This window comes from Pseudodesulfovibrio hydrargyri (assembly GCF_001874525.1).
Taxonomy (GTDB): Bacteria; Desulfobacterota; Desulfovibrionia; order Desulfovibrionales; family Desulfovibrionaceae; genus Pseudodesulfovibrio; species Pseudodesulfovibrio hydrargyri.
Genome location: NZ_LKAQ01000001.1, coordinates 218,349 through 232,803 on the forward strand (window position 1 = coordinate 218,349; position 14,455 = coordinate 232,803).

Annotated in this window: 15 protein-coding genes and 1 tRNA gene; 13 read left to right on the forward strand and 3 right to left on the reverse strand. The window is 62.3% G+C overall.

Annotation, left to right across the window (positions count from 1 at the left end; all coding sequences use genetic code 11):
- Positions 1 to 73: 73 nt before the first annotated feature.
- The 10 genes from BerOc1_RS01060 to BerOc1_RS01105 all read left to right on the forward strand — a co-directional run bounded on the left by BerOc1_RS01060 (position 74) and on the right by BerOc1_RS01105 (position 9,296).
- Positions 74 to 814: a cytochrome c3 family protein gene (locus tag BerOc1_RS01060; protein ID WP_071543876.1), complete on the forward strand. Its 741-nt coding sequence runs from the start codon at positions 74 to 76 to the stop codon at positions 812 to 814.
- A 14-nt stretch (positions 815 to 828) separates the two neighbouring features.
- Positions 829 to 2,034, forward strand: coding sequence for an electron transporter RnfC (locus tag BerOc1_RS01065; protein ID WP_071543877.1), 1,206 nt, complete (start codon positions 829 to 831; stop codon positions 2,032 to 2,034).
- Positions 2,028 to 3,008, forward strand: coding sequence for an RnfABCDGE type electron transport complex subunit D (locus BerOc1_RS01070; RefSeq protein ID WP_071543878.1), 981 nt, complete (start codon positions 2,028 to 2,030; stop codon positions 3,006 to 3,008). The genes BerOc1_RS01065 and BerOc1_RS01070 overlap by 7 nt, the downstream gene beginning before the upstream one ends.
- On the forward strand, positions 3,009 to 3,587 hold the full coding sequence (rnfG, locus tag BerOc1_RS01075; RefSeq protein ID WP_071543879.1) for an RnfABCDGE type electron transport complex subunit G: 579 nt from the start codon (positions 3,009 to 3,011) through the stop codon (positions 3,585 to 3,587).
- 10 nt (positions 3,588 to 3,597) lie between these two features.
- Positions 3,598 to 4,275, forward strand: a complete 678-nt coding sequence (gene rsxE, locus BerOc1_RS01080; RefSeq protein WP_071543880.1) for an electron transport complex subunit RsxE — start codon at positions 3,598 to 3,600, stop codon at positions 4,273 to 4,275.
- A 2-nt stretch (positions 4,276 to 4,277) separates the two neighbouring features.
- Positions 4,278 to 4,790 carry a DUF2059 domain-containing protein gene (locus BerOc1_RS01085; protein WP_071543881.1) on the forward strand — a complete coding sequence of 171 codons (513 nt, stop codon included), beginning with the start codon at positions 4,278 to 4,280 and terminating at the stop codon, positions 4,788 to 4,790.
- Positions 4,790 to 5,365, forward strand: coding sequence for an electron transport complex protein RnfA (locus BerOc1_RS01090; protein WP_071543882.1), 576 nt, complete (start codon positions 4,790 to 4,792; stop codon positions 5,363 to 5,365). The genes BerOc1_RS01085 and BerOc1_RS01090 overlap by 1 nt, the downstream gene beginning before the upstream one ends.
- Before the next feature lie 12 nt (positions 5,366 to 5,377).
- Positions 5,378 to 7,480, forward strand: a complete 2,103-nt coding sequence (locus tag BerOc1_RS01095) for an FAD-dependent oxidoreductase (protein ID WP_071543883.1) — start codon at positions 5,378 to 5,380, stop codon at positions 7,478 to 7,480.
- 76 nt (positions 7,481 to 7,556) lie between these two features.
- Positions 7,557 to 7,633: transfer RNA gene (locus BerOc1_RS01100), tRNA-Val, on the forward strand.
- A gap of 370 nt (positions 7,634 to 8,003) precedes the next feature.
- Positions 8,004 to 9,296: a hypothetical protein gene (locus BerOc1_RS01105; protein ID WP_071543884.1), complete on the forward strand. Its 1,293-nt coding sequence runs from the start codon at positions 8,004 to 8,006 to the stop codon at positions 9,294 to 9,296.
- Between the two features lie 171 nt (positions 9,297 to 9,467).
- Here BerOc1_RS01105 and BerOc1_RS01110 read toward each other — a convergent pair whose 3' ends face one another.
- On the reverse strand, positions 9,468 to 10,067 hold the full coding sequence (locus tag BerOc1_RS01110) for a TetR/AcrR family transcriptional regulator (protein ID WP_071543885.1): 600 nt from the start codon (positions 10,065 to 10,067) through the stop codon (positions 9,468 to 9,470).
- Positions 10,068 to 10,353: 286 nt separating this feature from the next.
- Here BerOc1_RS01110 and BerOc1_RS01115 point away from each other — a divergent pair, with 286 nt between their 5' ends.
- Positions 10,354 to 11,094, forward strand: a complete 741-nt coding sequence (locus BerOc1_RS01115) for an SDR family oxidoreductase (RefSeq protein ID WP_071543886.1) — start codon at positions 10,354 to 10,356, stop codon at positions 11,092 to 11,094.
- Positions 11,095 to 11,183: 89 nt separating this feature from the next.
- On the opposite strand, the gene BerOc1_RS01120 is transcribed toward BerOc1_RS01115, so the two are convergent.
- Positions 11,184 to 11,546 carry a SpoIIAA family protein gene (locus BerOc1_RS01120; RefSeq protein WP_071543887.1) on the reverse strand — a complete coding sequence of 121 codons (363 nt, stop codon included), beginning with the start codon at positions 11,544 to 11,546 and terminating at the stop codon, positions 11,184 to 11,186.
- Positions 11,547 to 11,654: 108 nt separating this feature from the next.
- Positions 11,655 to 12,236 carry a hypothetical protein gene (locus BerOc1_RS01125; RefSeq protein WP_071543888.1) on the reverse strand — a complete coding sequence of 194 codons (582 nt, stop codon included), beginning with the start codon at positions 12,234 to 12,236 and terminating at the stop codon, positions 11,655 to 11,657.
- Positions 12,237 to 12,407: 171 nt separating this feature from the next.
- Here BerOc1_RS01125 and BerOc1_RS01130 point away from each other — a divergent pair, with 171 nt between their 5' ends.
- Complete coding sequence (locus BerOc1_RS01130) at positions 12,408 to 14,135, forward strand: aldehyde ferredoxin oxidoreductase family protein (protein WP_071543889.1); 1,728 nt, start codon at positions 12,408 to 12,410, stop codon at positions 14,133 to 14,135.
- A 92-nt stretch (positions 14,136 to 14,227) separates the two neighbouring features.
- The gene (locus tag BerOc1_RS01135; RefSeq protein WP_071543890.1) at positions 14,228 to 14,455 is read left to right on the forward strand and encodes a MoaD/ThiS family protein; all 228 of its coding nucleotides are present in this window, start codon (positions 14,228 to 14,230) and stop codon (positions 14,453 to 14,455) included.

A 14,455-nucleotide genomic window follows, 5' to 3' on the forward strand; every position in this document is an offset into this window, starting at 1 on the left:
TTTCTGCTATGGACTAAACCACACGCTATCGGATACAAGTTAGTATTCAGCTCCCAATCGTGAGGTCGACCCATTGCAAAAACGGTATCTGCCCACCACCATCGTAACCGGTATTCTCTTTCTCGTCGCCCTGGGCGGCTACCTGGCTCCGGCCGGTTCGCAAGGGCCGCCGGTGCGGGTGCTCCTGGAGAACAAGGGCGGCAAGGTCATCCTGAACCACGCCCGGCACATCGACGACATGGACGGTCGTTGCGCGGACTGCCACCACACCTCGGGCGAAGACCCGAACCCGCCCGCCTGCTCCTCCTGCCACGTGGCCAAATTCGGTAAGGAATTCGCGGCCGCGCACCAGGAGACCATGGACGCGAAGCAATGCGCCTCCTGCCACCATCCCGGGGCGACCATCGGAAAATTCGCCCATGACGAGCACGCCGAGGACTACGCCTCCGGCGACTGCCGGACCTGCCACCACGGCAAAGACATCGAGCCCGAACCGCAGGCCTGTTCCGACTGCCACACGGACGGGAGCGACGCCCGCCCGAGCCTGCGCGACGCGGCCCACACCCGGTGCGCGGACTGCCACGACGACCTGTACAAGGAAGGGACGGCAGGCTGCGCCAGCTGCCACGAACGCGAGGCCGAACCTGCGTCCGAGGCGGACTACCAAGCCTGCGCCGGCTGCCACGCCGCGCCCGCGGATCAGCTGATCCCAGCGACCATGGCCGCCTTCCACACGCAGTGCCAGGGGTGCCATGAGGAAAACGGCTCCGGCCCGTTCGGCGACGACGCCTGCTACCAATGCCACATGAAATAAGGGACCGCAGAACCATGAGCGATTTCAACTTCAGCCTGCTGTGCGGCGAAACCGGGCCCCTGACCACGGCCTCGCGGCCGGACAGGCTGCGTCTTTCCCTGGAGGGCGTGACCCCGGTCCTGGCCGTGGGCGACCAGGTCCTGGGGGGCACCAAGGTGGCCGTGGGTAACGGCCCGGACAAGGGCGACCTGCACGCCCCCCTGGCCGGGACCATCGTCGAGATGGACTTCTACTCCATGCTTATCGAGGTGGACAACGGCGGCAAGGCCGATCCCCATTCCCCCTGCGCCGAAGGCGGCGAACCGCTCAGGCTGTGGCTCAAGTCCATGGGCGTGGACGTGGGCGCCCTGTACAAGGCAGCCACCCTGATCCTCAACGGGGTCCCGCCCGAGCCGGGCATCTCCGTCTTCGATCCTCTGCTGCGCGACTACCGCAAGACCCTGGAGATGGGGCTGGAAGCGGTCCAGAAGGTGGTCGAACCGGCCAAGATATTCCTGGTGGGGGCCAAGGGCAACCGGGCCAACGCCTTTGCCAACTGCACTGTGGTCCACGTCAATCCGGTCTATCCCAGCGGGCTGGACCCACTGGTCTACAAGACGGTCCTTAGGCAGGAAGTCCTGCCCGGCTCCCGGCCGGACGACGCCACCCTGCTGTCAGTCAAGGACCTGTACGCCATCGGCCGGGTCATGGAGACGGGCCGCCCCCTGACCGAGACGGTCATGACCATCGGCGGACAGAACCAGCTGGTGCGGGTGGGCACCCCCGTGGGCTTCCTGGCCGCCGAGGCCGGGGCCCAGGTCCAGCCCGGCGACCGCGCCGTCCTGGGCGGCCCCCTGCGCGGCCTGGCCGCGGTCAACCTGGAACAGGGCGTGGACAAAGACACCTACGGCCTGACCCTCATGCGCCGCGAGACAAGCCTGGAGACCACCGACAACTTCTGCCTCGGCTGCGGTTCGTGCGAACGCCACTGTCCGGCCCGGATCATGCCCGGCATGATCAGCCGCTGCGCCGAATTCAAGCAGTTCACCCGGGCCGAAGCCTATCACATCCACTCGTGCATGGAGTGCGGCCTGTGCGGCTACTGGTGCACGGCCCGGCGTCCGCTGCTGCAGTACATCCGCCTGGCCAAGTACGAACTGGCCCTGCTGGCCGGGGCCCACGCGCCGTCCGCGCCCTCGGAAGACCAAATCAAGGAGCAGACCGGAGACACGCCATGCTGAAGCCGCTCAATCCTATCCTGACCGTGGCCGTCCCTCCCCACGTGCACTGCGGGCGGTCCATCCGGCGCTACATGCTCGACACCCTGATCGCGCTCCTGCCCGCGGCCGTCATGGCCGTGGTCGTCTTCGGCGTGGGAGCGCTCCGGGTCATGGCCTTGTCCTGCGCCGTGGCCGTGACGGCCGAGGTTCTGCTCAACCGGATCATGAAGCGCGAGCAGTCCGTGGACGACCACAGCGCCCTGGTCACCGGCCTGCTGTTCGCCTTCCTGCTCCCGGCGTCGAGCCCGTGGTGGCTGGTGACCGTGGGTTCCTTCGCCGCCATCGCCCTGGGCAAGATGATCTTCGGCGGCCTGGGCGGCAGCCCGCTCTGTCCGGCCATTGTCGGCTGGGCCGCGTGCCGCATCTCCTGGGGAAGCTACATGGACACCAACGCGACCATGCTCTCCTCCCAGCTGGCCGCGCCCTTGCAGCAGCTCAAGTATTTCGGCCTGGACGCCATCGGCTCCATTCCCCTCTCCGATCTGCTCCTGGGCAACCAGCTCGGCGGCCTGGGCGCGGTGCATGTGGCCGCGCTGCTGGCGGGCGCCGCCTACCTGCTCGTGCGCGGACACATCAAATGGGAGGTCCCGGCCGGGTTCATCGTCGGCCTGATGCTGGCCGCCTGGATCTACCGGCTTATGGACCCCACGACCTACGCCCCGCCCCTGTTCCACCTGCTGGCGGGCGGCGCGGTGTTCGGGGCCTTCTTCCTGGCCACGGACCCGTCCTCCAGCCCCATCGGACGGCTGCCCGCCGTGCTCTTCGGGTTCATGGCCGGGGCCATGGTCATCATCATCCGGGTGTACGGCATGTACCCGGACGGCGTGCCCTTCGCCATCCTGCTGGCCAACCTGTTCACCCCGCTGCTCGACCGCATCCGGCCCAAGCCGTTCGGCGGTCCCTACTCCTTCCGGAGCGGGACGGAGGGCGCCTAGATGAAGGAAATGATCAAGATGGTCCTGGTCCTGTCGCTCTTCTGCGGCCTGTCCGGCCTGACCCTGGCCTCGGTGCGCCAGGCCACGTCCGAGCGCATTGAGGAGCAGGTCATGACCTACGTGCAGGGTCCGGCCCTGGCCCAGATATTCACCGGCTACGACAACAATCCGGTCAGGGACCGCAAGACCTTCGACCTGCCCGACGGCCCGGTGACCGTGTTCCCGGCCATGAAGGACGGCAAGCTCGTGGGCGTGGCCTTCGAGACCTTCGGCAAGGGCTACGGCGGCCCGGTGGGCATCATGGTCGGATTCAACACCGACGGCAGCGAACTGGCCGGCATCGGCACCACCACCCTCAAGGAGACGCCCGGCCTGGGCATGCGCCTGGTGGAGCCCGAGTACCGCGACCAGTTCCGGGGCCACACCACCCGGTCCGTGGCCCTGACAAAGGATGGCGGCGACATCGCGGCCATCGCCGGGGCGTCCATCTCGTCGACGGCCAGTGTGGCCGCGGTCAACCAGGCGATCCGGATTTTCCAACAGATCAAGGACAATATCCACGCGACGTGGGCATCATAGGACTATCGCCATGAGCACATTGTGGAAGGAATTCTCGAAGGGACTGTGGCACGACCTGCCGCCGTTCAAGCTGGTCCTGGGGCTCTGCCCCACCCTGGCCGTGACCAAGACCGCCTACAACGGCTTCGGCATGGGCATGGCCGTCATCTTCGTCCTGGCCCTGTCGAACATGCTGATATCCATGCTGCGCGGGATCATCCCGAGCAAGGTGCGCATCGCCTGCTTCATCGTGGTGGCCGCCTCCCTGGTGGTCTGCGTGGAGCTGCTCATGCAGGCCTACGCCTACCCGCTCTACCAGCAGCTCGGCATCTTCGTGCCGCTGATCGTGGTCAACTGCATCATCCTGGGCAGGGCCGAGGCGTTCGCCTCCAAGAATCCGGTCCTGCTGTCCGTGGCCGACGGGCTGGGCATGGGCATGGGCTTCACCCTGTCCCTGACCTTCCTCGGCTCCCTGCGCGAGCTGTTCGGCTACGGCACGTGGTTCGGCATGCACGTCATGGGCGGCTGGTTCAAGCCGTTCGGCTTCATGGTCGAGGCACCGGGCGCGTTCGTCTGCCTGGGCGTGCTGCTCGCGGGCATGAACGCCCTGACCAACTGGCAACGGAAGACCAAGGGGCTCGAGGCCGTGGAAGGCCCGGTCCACGACTGCAAGACCTGCGGCATGTGCGCCGTCAAACCGAGGATGTAATCATGAAACGACCGCTCATACTCCCGCTCCTTGTTCTCTGCCTGGTTTTGTCCGCGACCCCGGCCCTGGCGGACCGGCCGACCGATGAGAGCATGATGACCATGCTCAAGGCATCGGGCACCGTGGAGACGATCCAGGCCATGATGTCCAAACTCCTCGCCCGGGCCCAGATGAGCATGCAGGCGCGCCTCCCCAACCTGCCGGAAGACGCGGCCCGAATAGTGAACGACGAGATGCACAACGGGGTCCAGTCCATCATCAAGGAAATACTGGCCAAGCAGATGGCCTTCTTCGCCGACCACATGTCCCAGAAGGAGGTGGACGATCTCATCGCCATCTACAACTCCCCGGCCTGGCAAAAACAGGTCGAGGTGTCCAGGCAGTACGTGGCCTCGGAATACAGCAGGATGCTGCGGGACGACGTCCCGCGCATGACCCGGGAGATGGTCTCCCGCATCCTCGCCCGGCTCAAGGACGAGGGGTATCTGGACCAAAGGGAGGAGGGCGTATTGTAATGGATTACTTCGTCCTCGTCATCGCCGCCATCTTCGTCAACAACATCGTGTTGGCGCAATACCTGGGCAACTGCCCGTTCATCGGCACGTCCAAGGACTCGGGCGTGGCGCTCGGCATGGGGCTGGCCGTGGTTTTCGTGGCCACTCTGGCCGCGGTCATCACCTGGTGCGTCCAGGAATACCTGCTCGCGCCCAACGACCTCGACTATCTTCAGACCATCGCCTTCATCCTGGTCATCGCCGCCCTGGTCCAGTTCGTGGAGATGTTCCTGAAAAAGGCCATCCCGCCCCTGTACAAATCGTTGGGCATCTTCCTGCCGCTGATCACCACCAACTGCGCGGTGCTCGGCATCGCCATCATCTGCCAGCGCGAGGAGTTCGGCCTGTTCGAGACCTTCCTCTTCTCCATGGCCTCGGGCGCGGGCTTCCTGCTCGCGCTGGTGCTCCTGGCGGGCATCCGCGAGCGGCTCGACCTGTCCCGCGTGCCCATGGCCATGCGGGGCACCCCGCTCGGCCTGGTCATGGCCGGATTGATGTCCCTGGCCTTTTTCGCCTTCAAGGGCATGGCATCCTAGGAGTAAGACGCTATGATCACCGCTTCCGTACTCATCCTCCTCGGCATCGGGTTCACCGCCGCCGTTATCCTGGCGGTGGCCTCCAAGCTGCTGTACGTCTACGAGGACCCGCGCATCGCCCAGGTGGAAGGCGTGCTGGCCGGGGCCAACTGCGGCGGATGCGGCTTTCCCGGCTGCGCGGGCGCGGCCCAGGGCGTGGTCGACGGCAAGGCCGGGGCCACGGTCTGCGTCATCGGCGGCGACGCGGTGGCCGAAAAGGTGGCCGCCATCATGGGGCTGGAATTCGCGTCCATGGAAAAGCAGATCGCCTTTGTGGACTGCACCGGCGGCTTCCGGGCAGAAGAGGTCTACCGGTACGCCGGGGTCAAGGACTGCCGCGCCCAACACATGCTCTACTCCGGCTCCAAGATGTGCCCCGAGGGGTGCCTCGGCTACGGCACCTGCGTCACGGCCTGCCAGTTCGGGGCCATCGAGATGGGACCCAACGGCTACCCCGTGGTGGACCCGAACCTGTGCACCGCCTGCGGCGGCTGCGAACAGGTCTGCCCGCGAGGCGTGATCACCATCTGGGGCATGTCCGCGCGCATCACCCACCTCAACCTCGAAACCGACTGCCTGGCCCCGTGCCGCCAGCGCTGCCCGGGGCAGATCAACATTCCCCGCTACATCGAGCAGGTCTCGCGCGGCGACTACGCCGGGGCCCTGGAGACCATCCGCGAGCGCATCCCCATGCCCCTGTCCATCGGCCGGGTCTGCCCCCACCCCTGCGAGGGCGTCTGCCGTCGGGGCCACGTGGACGAGCCGGTGGGCATCAACATGATCAAGCGGTTCGCGGCCGACTGGGAGATGAACTCCGGGACACGGCTGCCCATCCCCTGCGCCCCGGACACAGGCCGCAAGGTGGCCGTGGTCGGAGGCGGTCCGGCCGGATTGTCCTGCGCCTTTTTCCTGCGCCGCCTGGGCCACAGCCCGACCATCTTCGAGTCCATGCCCAAGCTGGGCGGCCAGCTGCGCTACGGCATCCCGGAATACCGGCTGCCCAAGACCGTGCTGGACTGGGAGATCCAGGGCATCCTGGACCTGGGCATCGACGTGCGCTCTGAACAGTTTTTCGGCAAGGACTTCACCCTGGACACCCTGCGCGAGGAGGGGTTCGAGGCCGTGTTCCTCGGCATCGGCGCGTGGATGAACCTGAACCTGCGCATCGACAACGAGGACGCCGAGGGCGTGTCCACGGGCACCGAGTTCCTGACCAAGGTGGGCCTGGGCATGGAAAGCGGCATCGGTAAAAAAGTCGTGGTCGTGGGCGGCGGCAACACCGCCATCGACGCGGCCCGGACCAGCGTGCGGCTGGGCGCGGACGTGACCCTCATGTATCGCCGCACCCGCGACGAAATGCCCGCCAACATCGAGGAGATTGTCGGGGCCGAGGAGGAAGGCGTCAAATACCTCTTCCTGGCCGCGCCCACGCGCATCGTCAAGGACGGGGACGGCCGCGTGACCCACATCGAGCACATCAGGATGAAACTCGGCGCCCCCGACCAGTCCGGCCGCCGCAGCCCCATCCCGGTCGAGGGGTCGGAGACCCTCATGGAGGCGGACACCGTATATACGGCCATCGGCCAGAAGCCCGAGCTGTCCTGCCTGTACGAGAACGGCGTCTGCCAGCTGGAGGAGACGCGCTGGCGCACCCTGGCCGCCGATCCCGACACCCTGCAAACGGCCATGCCCCACGTCTTCACCGGCGGCGACATGCACACCGGGCCGGCCCTGGTCATCACCGCCCTGGGCGAAGGCCGCAAGGCCGCCCGGTCCATCCACCAGTATCTCAACGGCGAGACGCCCCACGCGGCCGAGCGGACCCAGCGCGACCTGCTGCCCTACACCATGTTCACCGACGTGCCGGACGTGGGCTACCGGGAGCGGTCCGAGATGCCCCACCTGATCGAGTGCGACGAACGTTCCTGCACCTTTGGCGAAATCGAGGGCGCGCTGGACGAGGTCCAGGCCAAACACGAGACCTGCCGCTGCCTGCGCTGCGGCCTGACCTGCTACAACCGCGACATGGCCGAGGGCCAGGAATGCGCCAGCGGGGATTGCGTAAAAAATCAGTAAAAAAGGGTTGCCAAGCGCAAATCTTGACGATATACAGTTTCTCCCTTGAGGCGAAGTCCTCAGGCAAGACCAAAGTGGGCGATTAACTCAGCTGGTCAGAGTGCCATCTTCACACGGTGGAAGTCACAGGTTCAAATCCCGTATCGCCCACCACTTTGTATAAATTAAAACAGGTAGTTAGCACGGCTAGCTACCTGTTTTAACATGGGGAACAAATGAGGACCACTCCTCCTATTCCCGCCTCACCTTCACCACGATATCTGCTATTTTCGGGCACGCCGAAAACGTCTACATCACCTTTCAGTAGCTACTGAGGCCAGAGCATGTAACACTGGCGGCGGTCGTCCACTCGCGCCCTAGCACCCACCTGCTGTGCCTTGCCGCCCGCGCTCAACGGCGATCAAAAGAATCCCCTTCATTTACTTCCCCTTCCTTTTTTTAGAAGTTGCGCTTCAACATAGTTCCTCTTTCAATAATTTTTAAGTATGCACAATGATACATAAAAAAATGGGTAGGTTCAGAAATGAGTGATGAAGCTAAAAAACAAATTATTGAAGAAATAGAAGTCGTTATAAAAACAAACGGCGAGTTTCCAAATCAAGAAACGTTCGTAGATCATCATGAGTTATATACGCGTATCGACGCGGTTATGATGTGCGCCAAAACGCGTATCTCCCAGTGCCCTGCCGAACTGCTCTTTCCACAAGACGCGAACGAAATTTCGGGGGCATTAGATAACATAAAAGACAATCTTGATAATTTTTTTGCCAATTCAAACCAAGCCCACATAAACAATATTCAAAACAACTTCCTCCCAGCGTTCGCCCGGCTGATTCAAGGACGTATCCCAACAATTAGCACTGGAACCGATCCAGAAGCGTTTGCGAAAACTATTGCGTCTTCTCTTCAACAAATACGCTCAGATACCATGGACTTGGTTTCCGCTTTTCATAAAGAGCAGGCCGCGTTAGATAAAAATTTCACGGAACTAACTTCGAAGAAAGACTCTATCGAAGAATCCCTAGATGAATTTGAAACCGAAACGAAAGAAACCATTGAGGAACTGAAAACAGCTTTAGACGACGAGCATAAAGAAATTATCGCGCTCAATGGTGGATTCTCAGAAGAATTTCAGATTGCAGAAAAGGAACGTAACACGGCTGCCCTGACAGCCGTATCCGAATTCGAAAAGAAAGGCTCCGAGACCATCAGCACCTTTACCGACGAGAGCAAACTAGCCCTATCAGACGCCAAAAGTAATCTACGGCAGTACCTAGATAAAGACGGTCCCTCCATCCTCAATGAAATGGAATCTATGAAGGAACAGGCTAAAAAGCTTCTGCACATGATCGGAGGTTCCACGATGGCTGATGGATTTTCCAAGACCGCAGAAGAAGAAAAAGAGGCCGCTGACCTATTTCGCAAATTCGCCGGTTGGCTTTGGATTCTAGCGGCCGCAGCCACGGGATATGTCATCCACTCTCTTGGGGGAGAACCAACGATTGGGAAGGTGCTAGGTCGTATTGCAGCGATCTTCATGCTTGCTGCTCCGGCGACTTACATGACCATCGAATCCAGGGGGCACCGGATCGAAGCACGTCGGGCCAAACGATACGCCTTAGAGATGCTGGCCCTTGAGCCATTCCTGGCTACCTTGGACGAAGATATACGCAAGGCAAAAATCGAGGGTCTCACGGAGAGGTACTTCGGCAACATCGATAAAATGCCCCAGCCTAAGGAAGGGAAAATGCCCACGGAGCAGTTAACCGATTTCTGCAAAGCTTTCCTCGGAAAATCCAAGGCTAAAGACGAGTAGCTACCTTTTGATGATGTCGATGGTGTCCAGAGGCACGTGCATGGCACCACGGCCGATCATGTTCACGACCACGTAGGCGCGCCCGTCGCTGAGCCGGACAGGCCGCGTAGCCGTCCGGTTTTATTTTCAGCAGCCGCAATCGGCTGCCTCCGCCCTTGAGCCATAGGGAGCCTACCGGCTTGCCGAAAGCCCCGCAAGGACGGCCGAGACCACCCTTTGCAGCAGAAGCTCCCTGTCCTCGTCCTTGTGTTCCAAAACCAGGGCCGGATGGTGGAACGAGACGGTGGCCTCGAAGAGGACCTCCATGGCCCTTTCAGGCAACGCTATGTCCAGTTCACCGGAATCCGCTCCGCGTTCCAACAACGACAGCAACTGATCGTGCATTTTTTCCAGATGGCGGCGCACGAAGGGCTTGTCCGCCTCCACCGCCATGTTGAACGACCGGTACAGTTCAGGATCGCGCATGACCTTGTTCCGCTTTTGGCGATGATACGCCATGAACCATTCGAGGATTGCCAACCGGGCGGGGCCGACGGTCCGGGCCACCCGCTCCATCGCCTCATCCATCTCATTCAGCCAGCGCTCCGAGATGGCGTCGAGGATCGCCTCCTTGTTCGGGAAGTGGTTGTACAAGGCCGCATGCGTCACCCCCAGCCCTTTGGCGACATCCACAAGCCGGAACCTGTCCAGTCCGACCCGGCGGATGGTCTCCCGGGCGATTTCAATGGTTCTCTCGACCATCTCCTCTGAGCTCAATCCGGTCTTCGGCATTTTACGCCTTTGTTCGCCTTTCGTATTTTTCCCGGCACGGCACCCTGTCTTGAGTCGATGCCGGGACACAAAAAAATCGACCTCATTACATTTTAAAAAAATGTAATTAACCCAACACAGCTTGTCAAACGGCGCGGTCCAAGGGGTGCACGGATAAGCAACTCCGGGTTGACGATTTTTTAATTACAACTTATATTAAAAGTAACTTGTAATAAAATGAAAAATAATCATCCAATTTCCAACAGCGGATAAGGGATCAGCCGGTCCCCCCACAAAGGAGAAAGCCATGAACACAACAACCAGGACGGCTATTGTCACCGGTGGTTCGCGAGGCATCGGAAAGGCGATTTCACTTCGTCTCGCAAGGGACGGATTCGCCGTGGCACTGAACTATATCGGCAACAGGGAACAGGCGGACCGGACGGTCGCCGACATCAAGGGCTTGGGAGGTCAGGCCCTGGCCGTCCAGGGCGATGTAGGTAAAGTCGAGGATATGGAACGGTTGTTCGACACGACCAGGGAGACTTTCGGCGGCGTGGACGTTGTCGTGAACAGCGCGGGGATCATGCCCATGGTGCCCATCCAGGAGGCGGATGTGGACGACTTCGACAAGGTCATCAACGTCAATCTCCGGGGGACGTTCATCGTTCTGGGATTGGCGGCCAAGCACCTTGAACGAGGGGGACGGATCATCGCCCTGTCCTCCAGCGTCATTGCCCACGCGTATCCGGGATACGGCCCGTACATCGCTTCCAAGGCCGGAGTCGAGGGCCTTGTCCGCGTGCTGGCCAACGAGATGCGCGGCCGGGGCATCACCGTCAACGCCATTGCCCCCGGCCCCATCGGCACCGACCTGTTCATGGAGGGGAAAACCGAGGAGCAGATCGCCAGAATCAGCGGCATGACACCGCTGGAACCCCGACTGGGCACACCGGAGGAAATCGCCGCCGCAGCCTCCTTCCTGGCCGGTCCCGACGGAACCTGGGTCCATGCTCAGGTGCTGCGGGTGAATGGAGGATTCGCGTAAGCCTGGTGAACAACCCAAAAGGCGGTGTTCACCCAGCAAGGGACGCCCCAAGAAAAACGGACGCTTGTGAAAGCGTCCGTTTTCTTGCTCTAGGCCGAAATCCAATCCAAGGCCTGGTCCAGCTTCTCCGCCGGGTAGAGCTTGACCTCACAGTCCATGAGCAGTTCGCCGAGCTTGACGCCCCAGCGGATCCAGGCCGGGCCGCCGACCACGGCCAGCTTGCGGAACTCCTTGCGGTGGGCCATGCCGAACCTGGCGTCGTCCCACAACGCCTTGGGTTCCCAGCCTTTGAAACCCGCGTCCATGTACAGCAGGGCGTCGGCCTTGCCGTGCTCCCGGATGATCGTCACCAGGGCCGGAATCCAGACGTTCCGATAGTCGTCGTCGGAAAGTCTGTCCGAGGCGCGGACCGCCAGCATCCGGGTCGTGGACTGTTCCATAACGGTGATCATGCTCAACCTCCTTGTACGCATACGACGCCGTACCGGGAATATAGCCCATTTGCACGGCCGTGCCCAGCACGCTCCGAAGGATCATCCGCCCGGCACCGTTCCGGTCCGTCAGGCGAAGGTCACCCGGACGGATACCGGACCGCTCTGGTCCTCGAGCCGGGCGAGGAATCCGTCCGCATCCAACCCGTCCCCCTTGATGAGTTGGACCTTCTTTTCGCGCAGGAACCCGGCCAGCAGGACGGCGTCCACCAGGATGCCCCGGGCGAGCAGCCCACGCCCGCTCTCCACGGCCAGGGTGCTGAAGACCTTCATGGACAACCGGGCCGGGGCCGCCTCGCTGCGGGAATGGTCCTTGACCGCGATGCCGCTGCGAAAGCTCTTGTAGAAATTGTCCCGGCCCATGACGATGCCCACCAGGCCCGGCATGGCGCTGCCCAGGGCCATGCGGTCCCCGTCCTTGATATAGGTGTCGTCCAGGTCGTCCACCGGGCTGTTGTTCAGGAATATGGTCCGGACCGTGGACTCGATGAAAGCGTCGTCGAACCCCAGTGCCTCGTGCAGAAACCGGCGCACCGAAGTCCCGGAAATCCCGTCCAGGAAGAATCCTTTCTGGAGAATGTAATTCCAGCTCCATGCCGCCTCGGCCGCCATCGAAATTTCCATGCAGTCGTTCTTACTGATCAATTCCATTGTCGCCTTCCAATAGTATTGCCCCGAAATGGAACATTATGCCGAAGTGAACACAATATACTGTTTTTTTTGACATTAATTTTAAAAAGGAGGTATGAGGAGACAGTTAGTCCGTTTATCGACTTTGCGTCAAGAGCAACGCGCATATCAACAAAGACTGAGGGTGAATCAATGTCAAGAATCCTGAGAATCAACTGTAGGACAAAGGAATATTCCTTTGAGGACGACGGCCCCTACGCCGGGCTCGGCGGACGGGCCCTGACCTCCCGGGTCATCAACAAGGAAGTCCCGGCCACCTGCCATCCCCTGTCCGGGGAGAACAAGCTGGTCATCGCCACCGGCCTCATGGGCGGCTCCACCGCCGCCAACTCCGGCCGTGTGTCCGTGGGCACCAAGTCCCCGCTGACCGGCGGCATCAAGGAGTCGAACTCCGGCGGCCTGTTCGCCCACAAGATGCCCAAAATGGGCCTCAAGGCGATCATCCTCGAGGACAAGCCCGAGGAAGGCGCTCCCTTCTCCACCCTGTTCATCACCGAGGACAAGGTCGAATTTCGCGACGCCGCCGACATCACCGGCCTGGACACCTACCCCGGCCACGACAAGCTCCTGGCCCAGTACGGCGACAAGCTCTGCGCGGCCATGATCGGCCCGGCCGGCGAGACCCTGCGCAAGACCGCCACCATCCAGTTCACCGACCCGTACAAGCGGCCCGCCCGTTCCGCCGGACGCGGCGGCACCGGCGCGGTCCTGGGCTCCAAGAAGATCAAGGCCATCGTCCTCGACCCCGAGGTCAACATCAAGGTCTCGGCCGCCAACGCGGACGCCTTCAAGGAAGCCCGCTCCACCTGGGTCTCCATCCTCAAGGGCCATCCGGTCACGTCCCAGGGACTGCCCGGCTTCGGCACCTCCGTGTTGGTCAACATCATCAATGAAGCGGGCGCACTGCCCACCAAGAACTTCCGCTACGGCCAGTGCGATCACGCCGCCGAAATCTCCGGCGAGAAGATCGCCGACGTCATCAAGGAGCGCGGCGGCAAGACCACCGAGGGCTGCCACACCGGCTGCATCATCCAGTGCTCCCAGCAGTACAACGACGCGGACGGCAACTACGTGACCTCCGGCTTCGAGTACGAGACCGTCTGGGCCTTGGGCGCCAACGCCCTGATCAAGGACATTGACGACATCGCCCGGATCGACCGCATCTGCGACGAAAAGGGCATGGACACCATCGAGATCGGCAACACCGTCGCCGTGGCCATGGACGGCGGCATCATCCCCTGGGGTGACGGCAAGGCCGCCATCGAACTGCTTGAGAAGATCGGCTCCGGCGATCCCCTGGCCATGATCATCGGCAACGGCGTGGACTTCGCCGGCGGCGCGTTCGGCGTGGACCGCCTGCCCACGGTCAAGGGCCAGTCCATGCCCGCCTACGACCCGCGCGCGGTCAAGGGCGTGGGCGTGACCTACGCCACCACCGCCATGGGCGCGGACCACACCGCCGGGTACGGCGTCACCGCCAACGTCCTGGGCGTGGGCGGTTCCGTCGACGGTCACAAGAAGGAAGGCAACGTCGAACTGTCCAAGAACCTCCAGGTGGCCACCGCGGCCATCGACTCCATGGGCTTCTGCCTGTTCGTGGCCTTCGCGGTCCTGGATTCCGACAACGGCGTCCAGACCATGGCCGACCTGGTCCAGTCCTGGACCGGCAACGACTTCTCCGTGGACGACCTGGTCGCCCTGGGCGCGGGTGCCATGCAGGACGAACAGGACTTCAACGAGCGCGCGGGATTCTCCAAGGTCGACGACCAGCTGCCCCGCTTCTTCGAGACCGATCCCCTGCCGCCCCACAACGTCACCTGGGACTACACCGTGGAAGAACTCCAGGGCGCCAAGGCCTAGGCCTCGCATCGAAACAACGACAAGGGCCGGGGTTTTTCCCCGGCCCCTTTTTGTGGTTGACCCCCGCACCCCAAACCTCCTAGGTTCGTCATATGGGAATTGAACTCAAATGCTTCGCCACCCTGCGGGACCACCTGCCGGAGAACAGCGACGACTACCCCGTGGAGCCGGGCGAGACCGTCCGCTCCCTGGTGAACAGGCTCGGCATCCCGGAAGAGGAAGTGACCATCGTGTTCATCAACGCCCTGCGCTCCGACCTGGACAGCGAGATCAGGGACGGCGACCGCGTGGGGCTGTTTCCCCCGGTGGGCGGAGGCTAG

Coding starts and splice junctions, on each gene's coding strand:
- rsxE (WP_071543880.1), top strand. CDS start 3,598: ATGAGCACATTGTGGAAGGAATTCTCGAAGGGACTGTGGCACGACCTG.
- BerOc1_RS01070 (WP_071543878.1), top strand. CDS start 2,028: ATGCTGAAGCCGCTCAATCCTATCCTGACCGTGGCCGTCCCTCCCCAC.
- rnfG (WP_071543879.1), top strand. CDS start 3,009: ATGAAGGAAATGATCAAGATGGTCCTGGTCCTGTCGCTCTTCTGCGGC.
- BerOc1_RS01065 (WP_071543877.1), top strand. CDS start 829: ATGAGCGATTTCAACTTCAGCCTGCTGTGCGGCGAAACCGGGCCCCTG.
- BerOc1_RS01085 (WP_071543881.1), top strand. CDS start 4,278: ATGAAACGACCGCTCATACTCCCGCTCCTTGTTCTCTGCCTGGTTTTG.
- BerOc1_RS01130 (WP_071543889.1), top strand. CDS start 12,408: ATGTCAAGAATCCTGAGAATCAACTGTAGGACAAAGGAATATTCCTTT.
- BerOc1_RS01125 (WP_071543888.1), bottom strand. CDS start 12,236: ATGGAATTGATCAGTAAGAACGACTGCATGGAAATTTCGATGGCGGCC.
- BerOc1_RS01110 (WP_071543885.1), bottom strand. CDS start 10,067: ATGCCGAAGACCGGATTGAGCTCAGAGGAGATGGTCGAGAGAACCATT.
- BerOc1_RS01115 (WP_071543886.1), top strand. CDS start 10,354: ATGAACACAACAACCAGGACGGCTATTGTCACCGGTGGTTCGCGAGGC.
- BerOc1_RS01120 (WP_071543887.1), bottom strand. CDS start 11,546: ATGATCACCGTTATGGAACAGTCCACGACCCGGATGCTGGCGGTCCGC.
- BerOc1_RS01095 (WP_071543883.1), top strand. CDS start 5,378: ATGATCACCGCTTCCGTACTCATCCTCCTCGGCATCGGGTTCACCGCC.
- BerOc1_RS01105 (WP_071543884.1), top strand. CDS start 8,004: ATGAGTGATGAAGCTAAAAAACAAATTATTGAAGAAATAGAAGTCGTT.
- BerOc1_RS01090 (WP_071543882.1), top strand. CDS start 4,790: ATGGATTACTTCGTCCTCGTCATCGCCGCCATCTTCGTCAACAACATC.
- BerOc1_RS01135 (WP_071543890.1), top strand. CDS start 14,228: ATGGGAATTGAACTCAAATGCTTCGCCACCCTGCGGGACCACCTGCCG.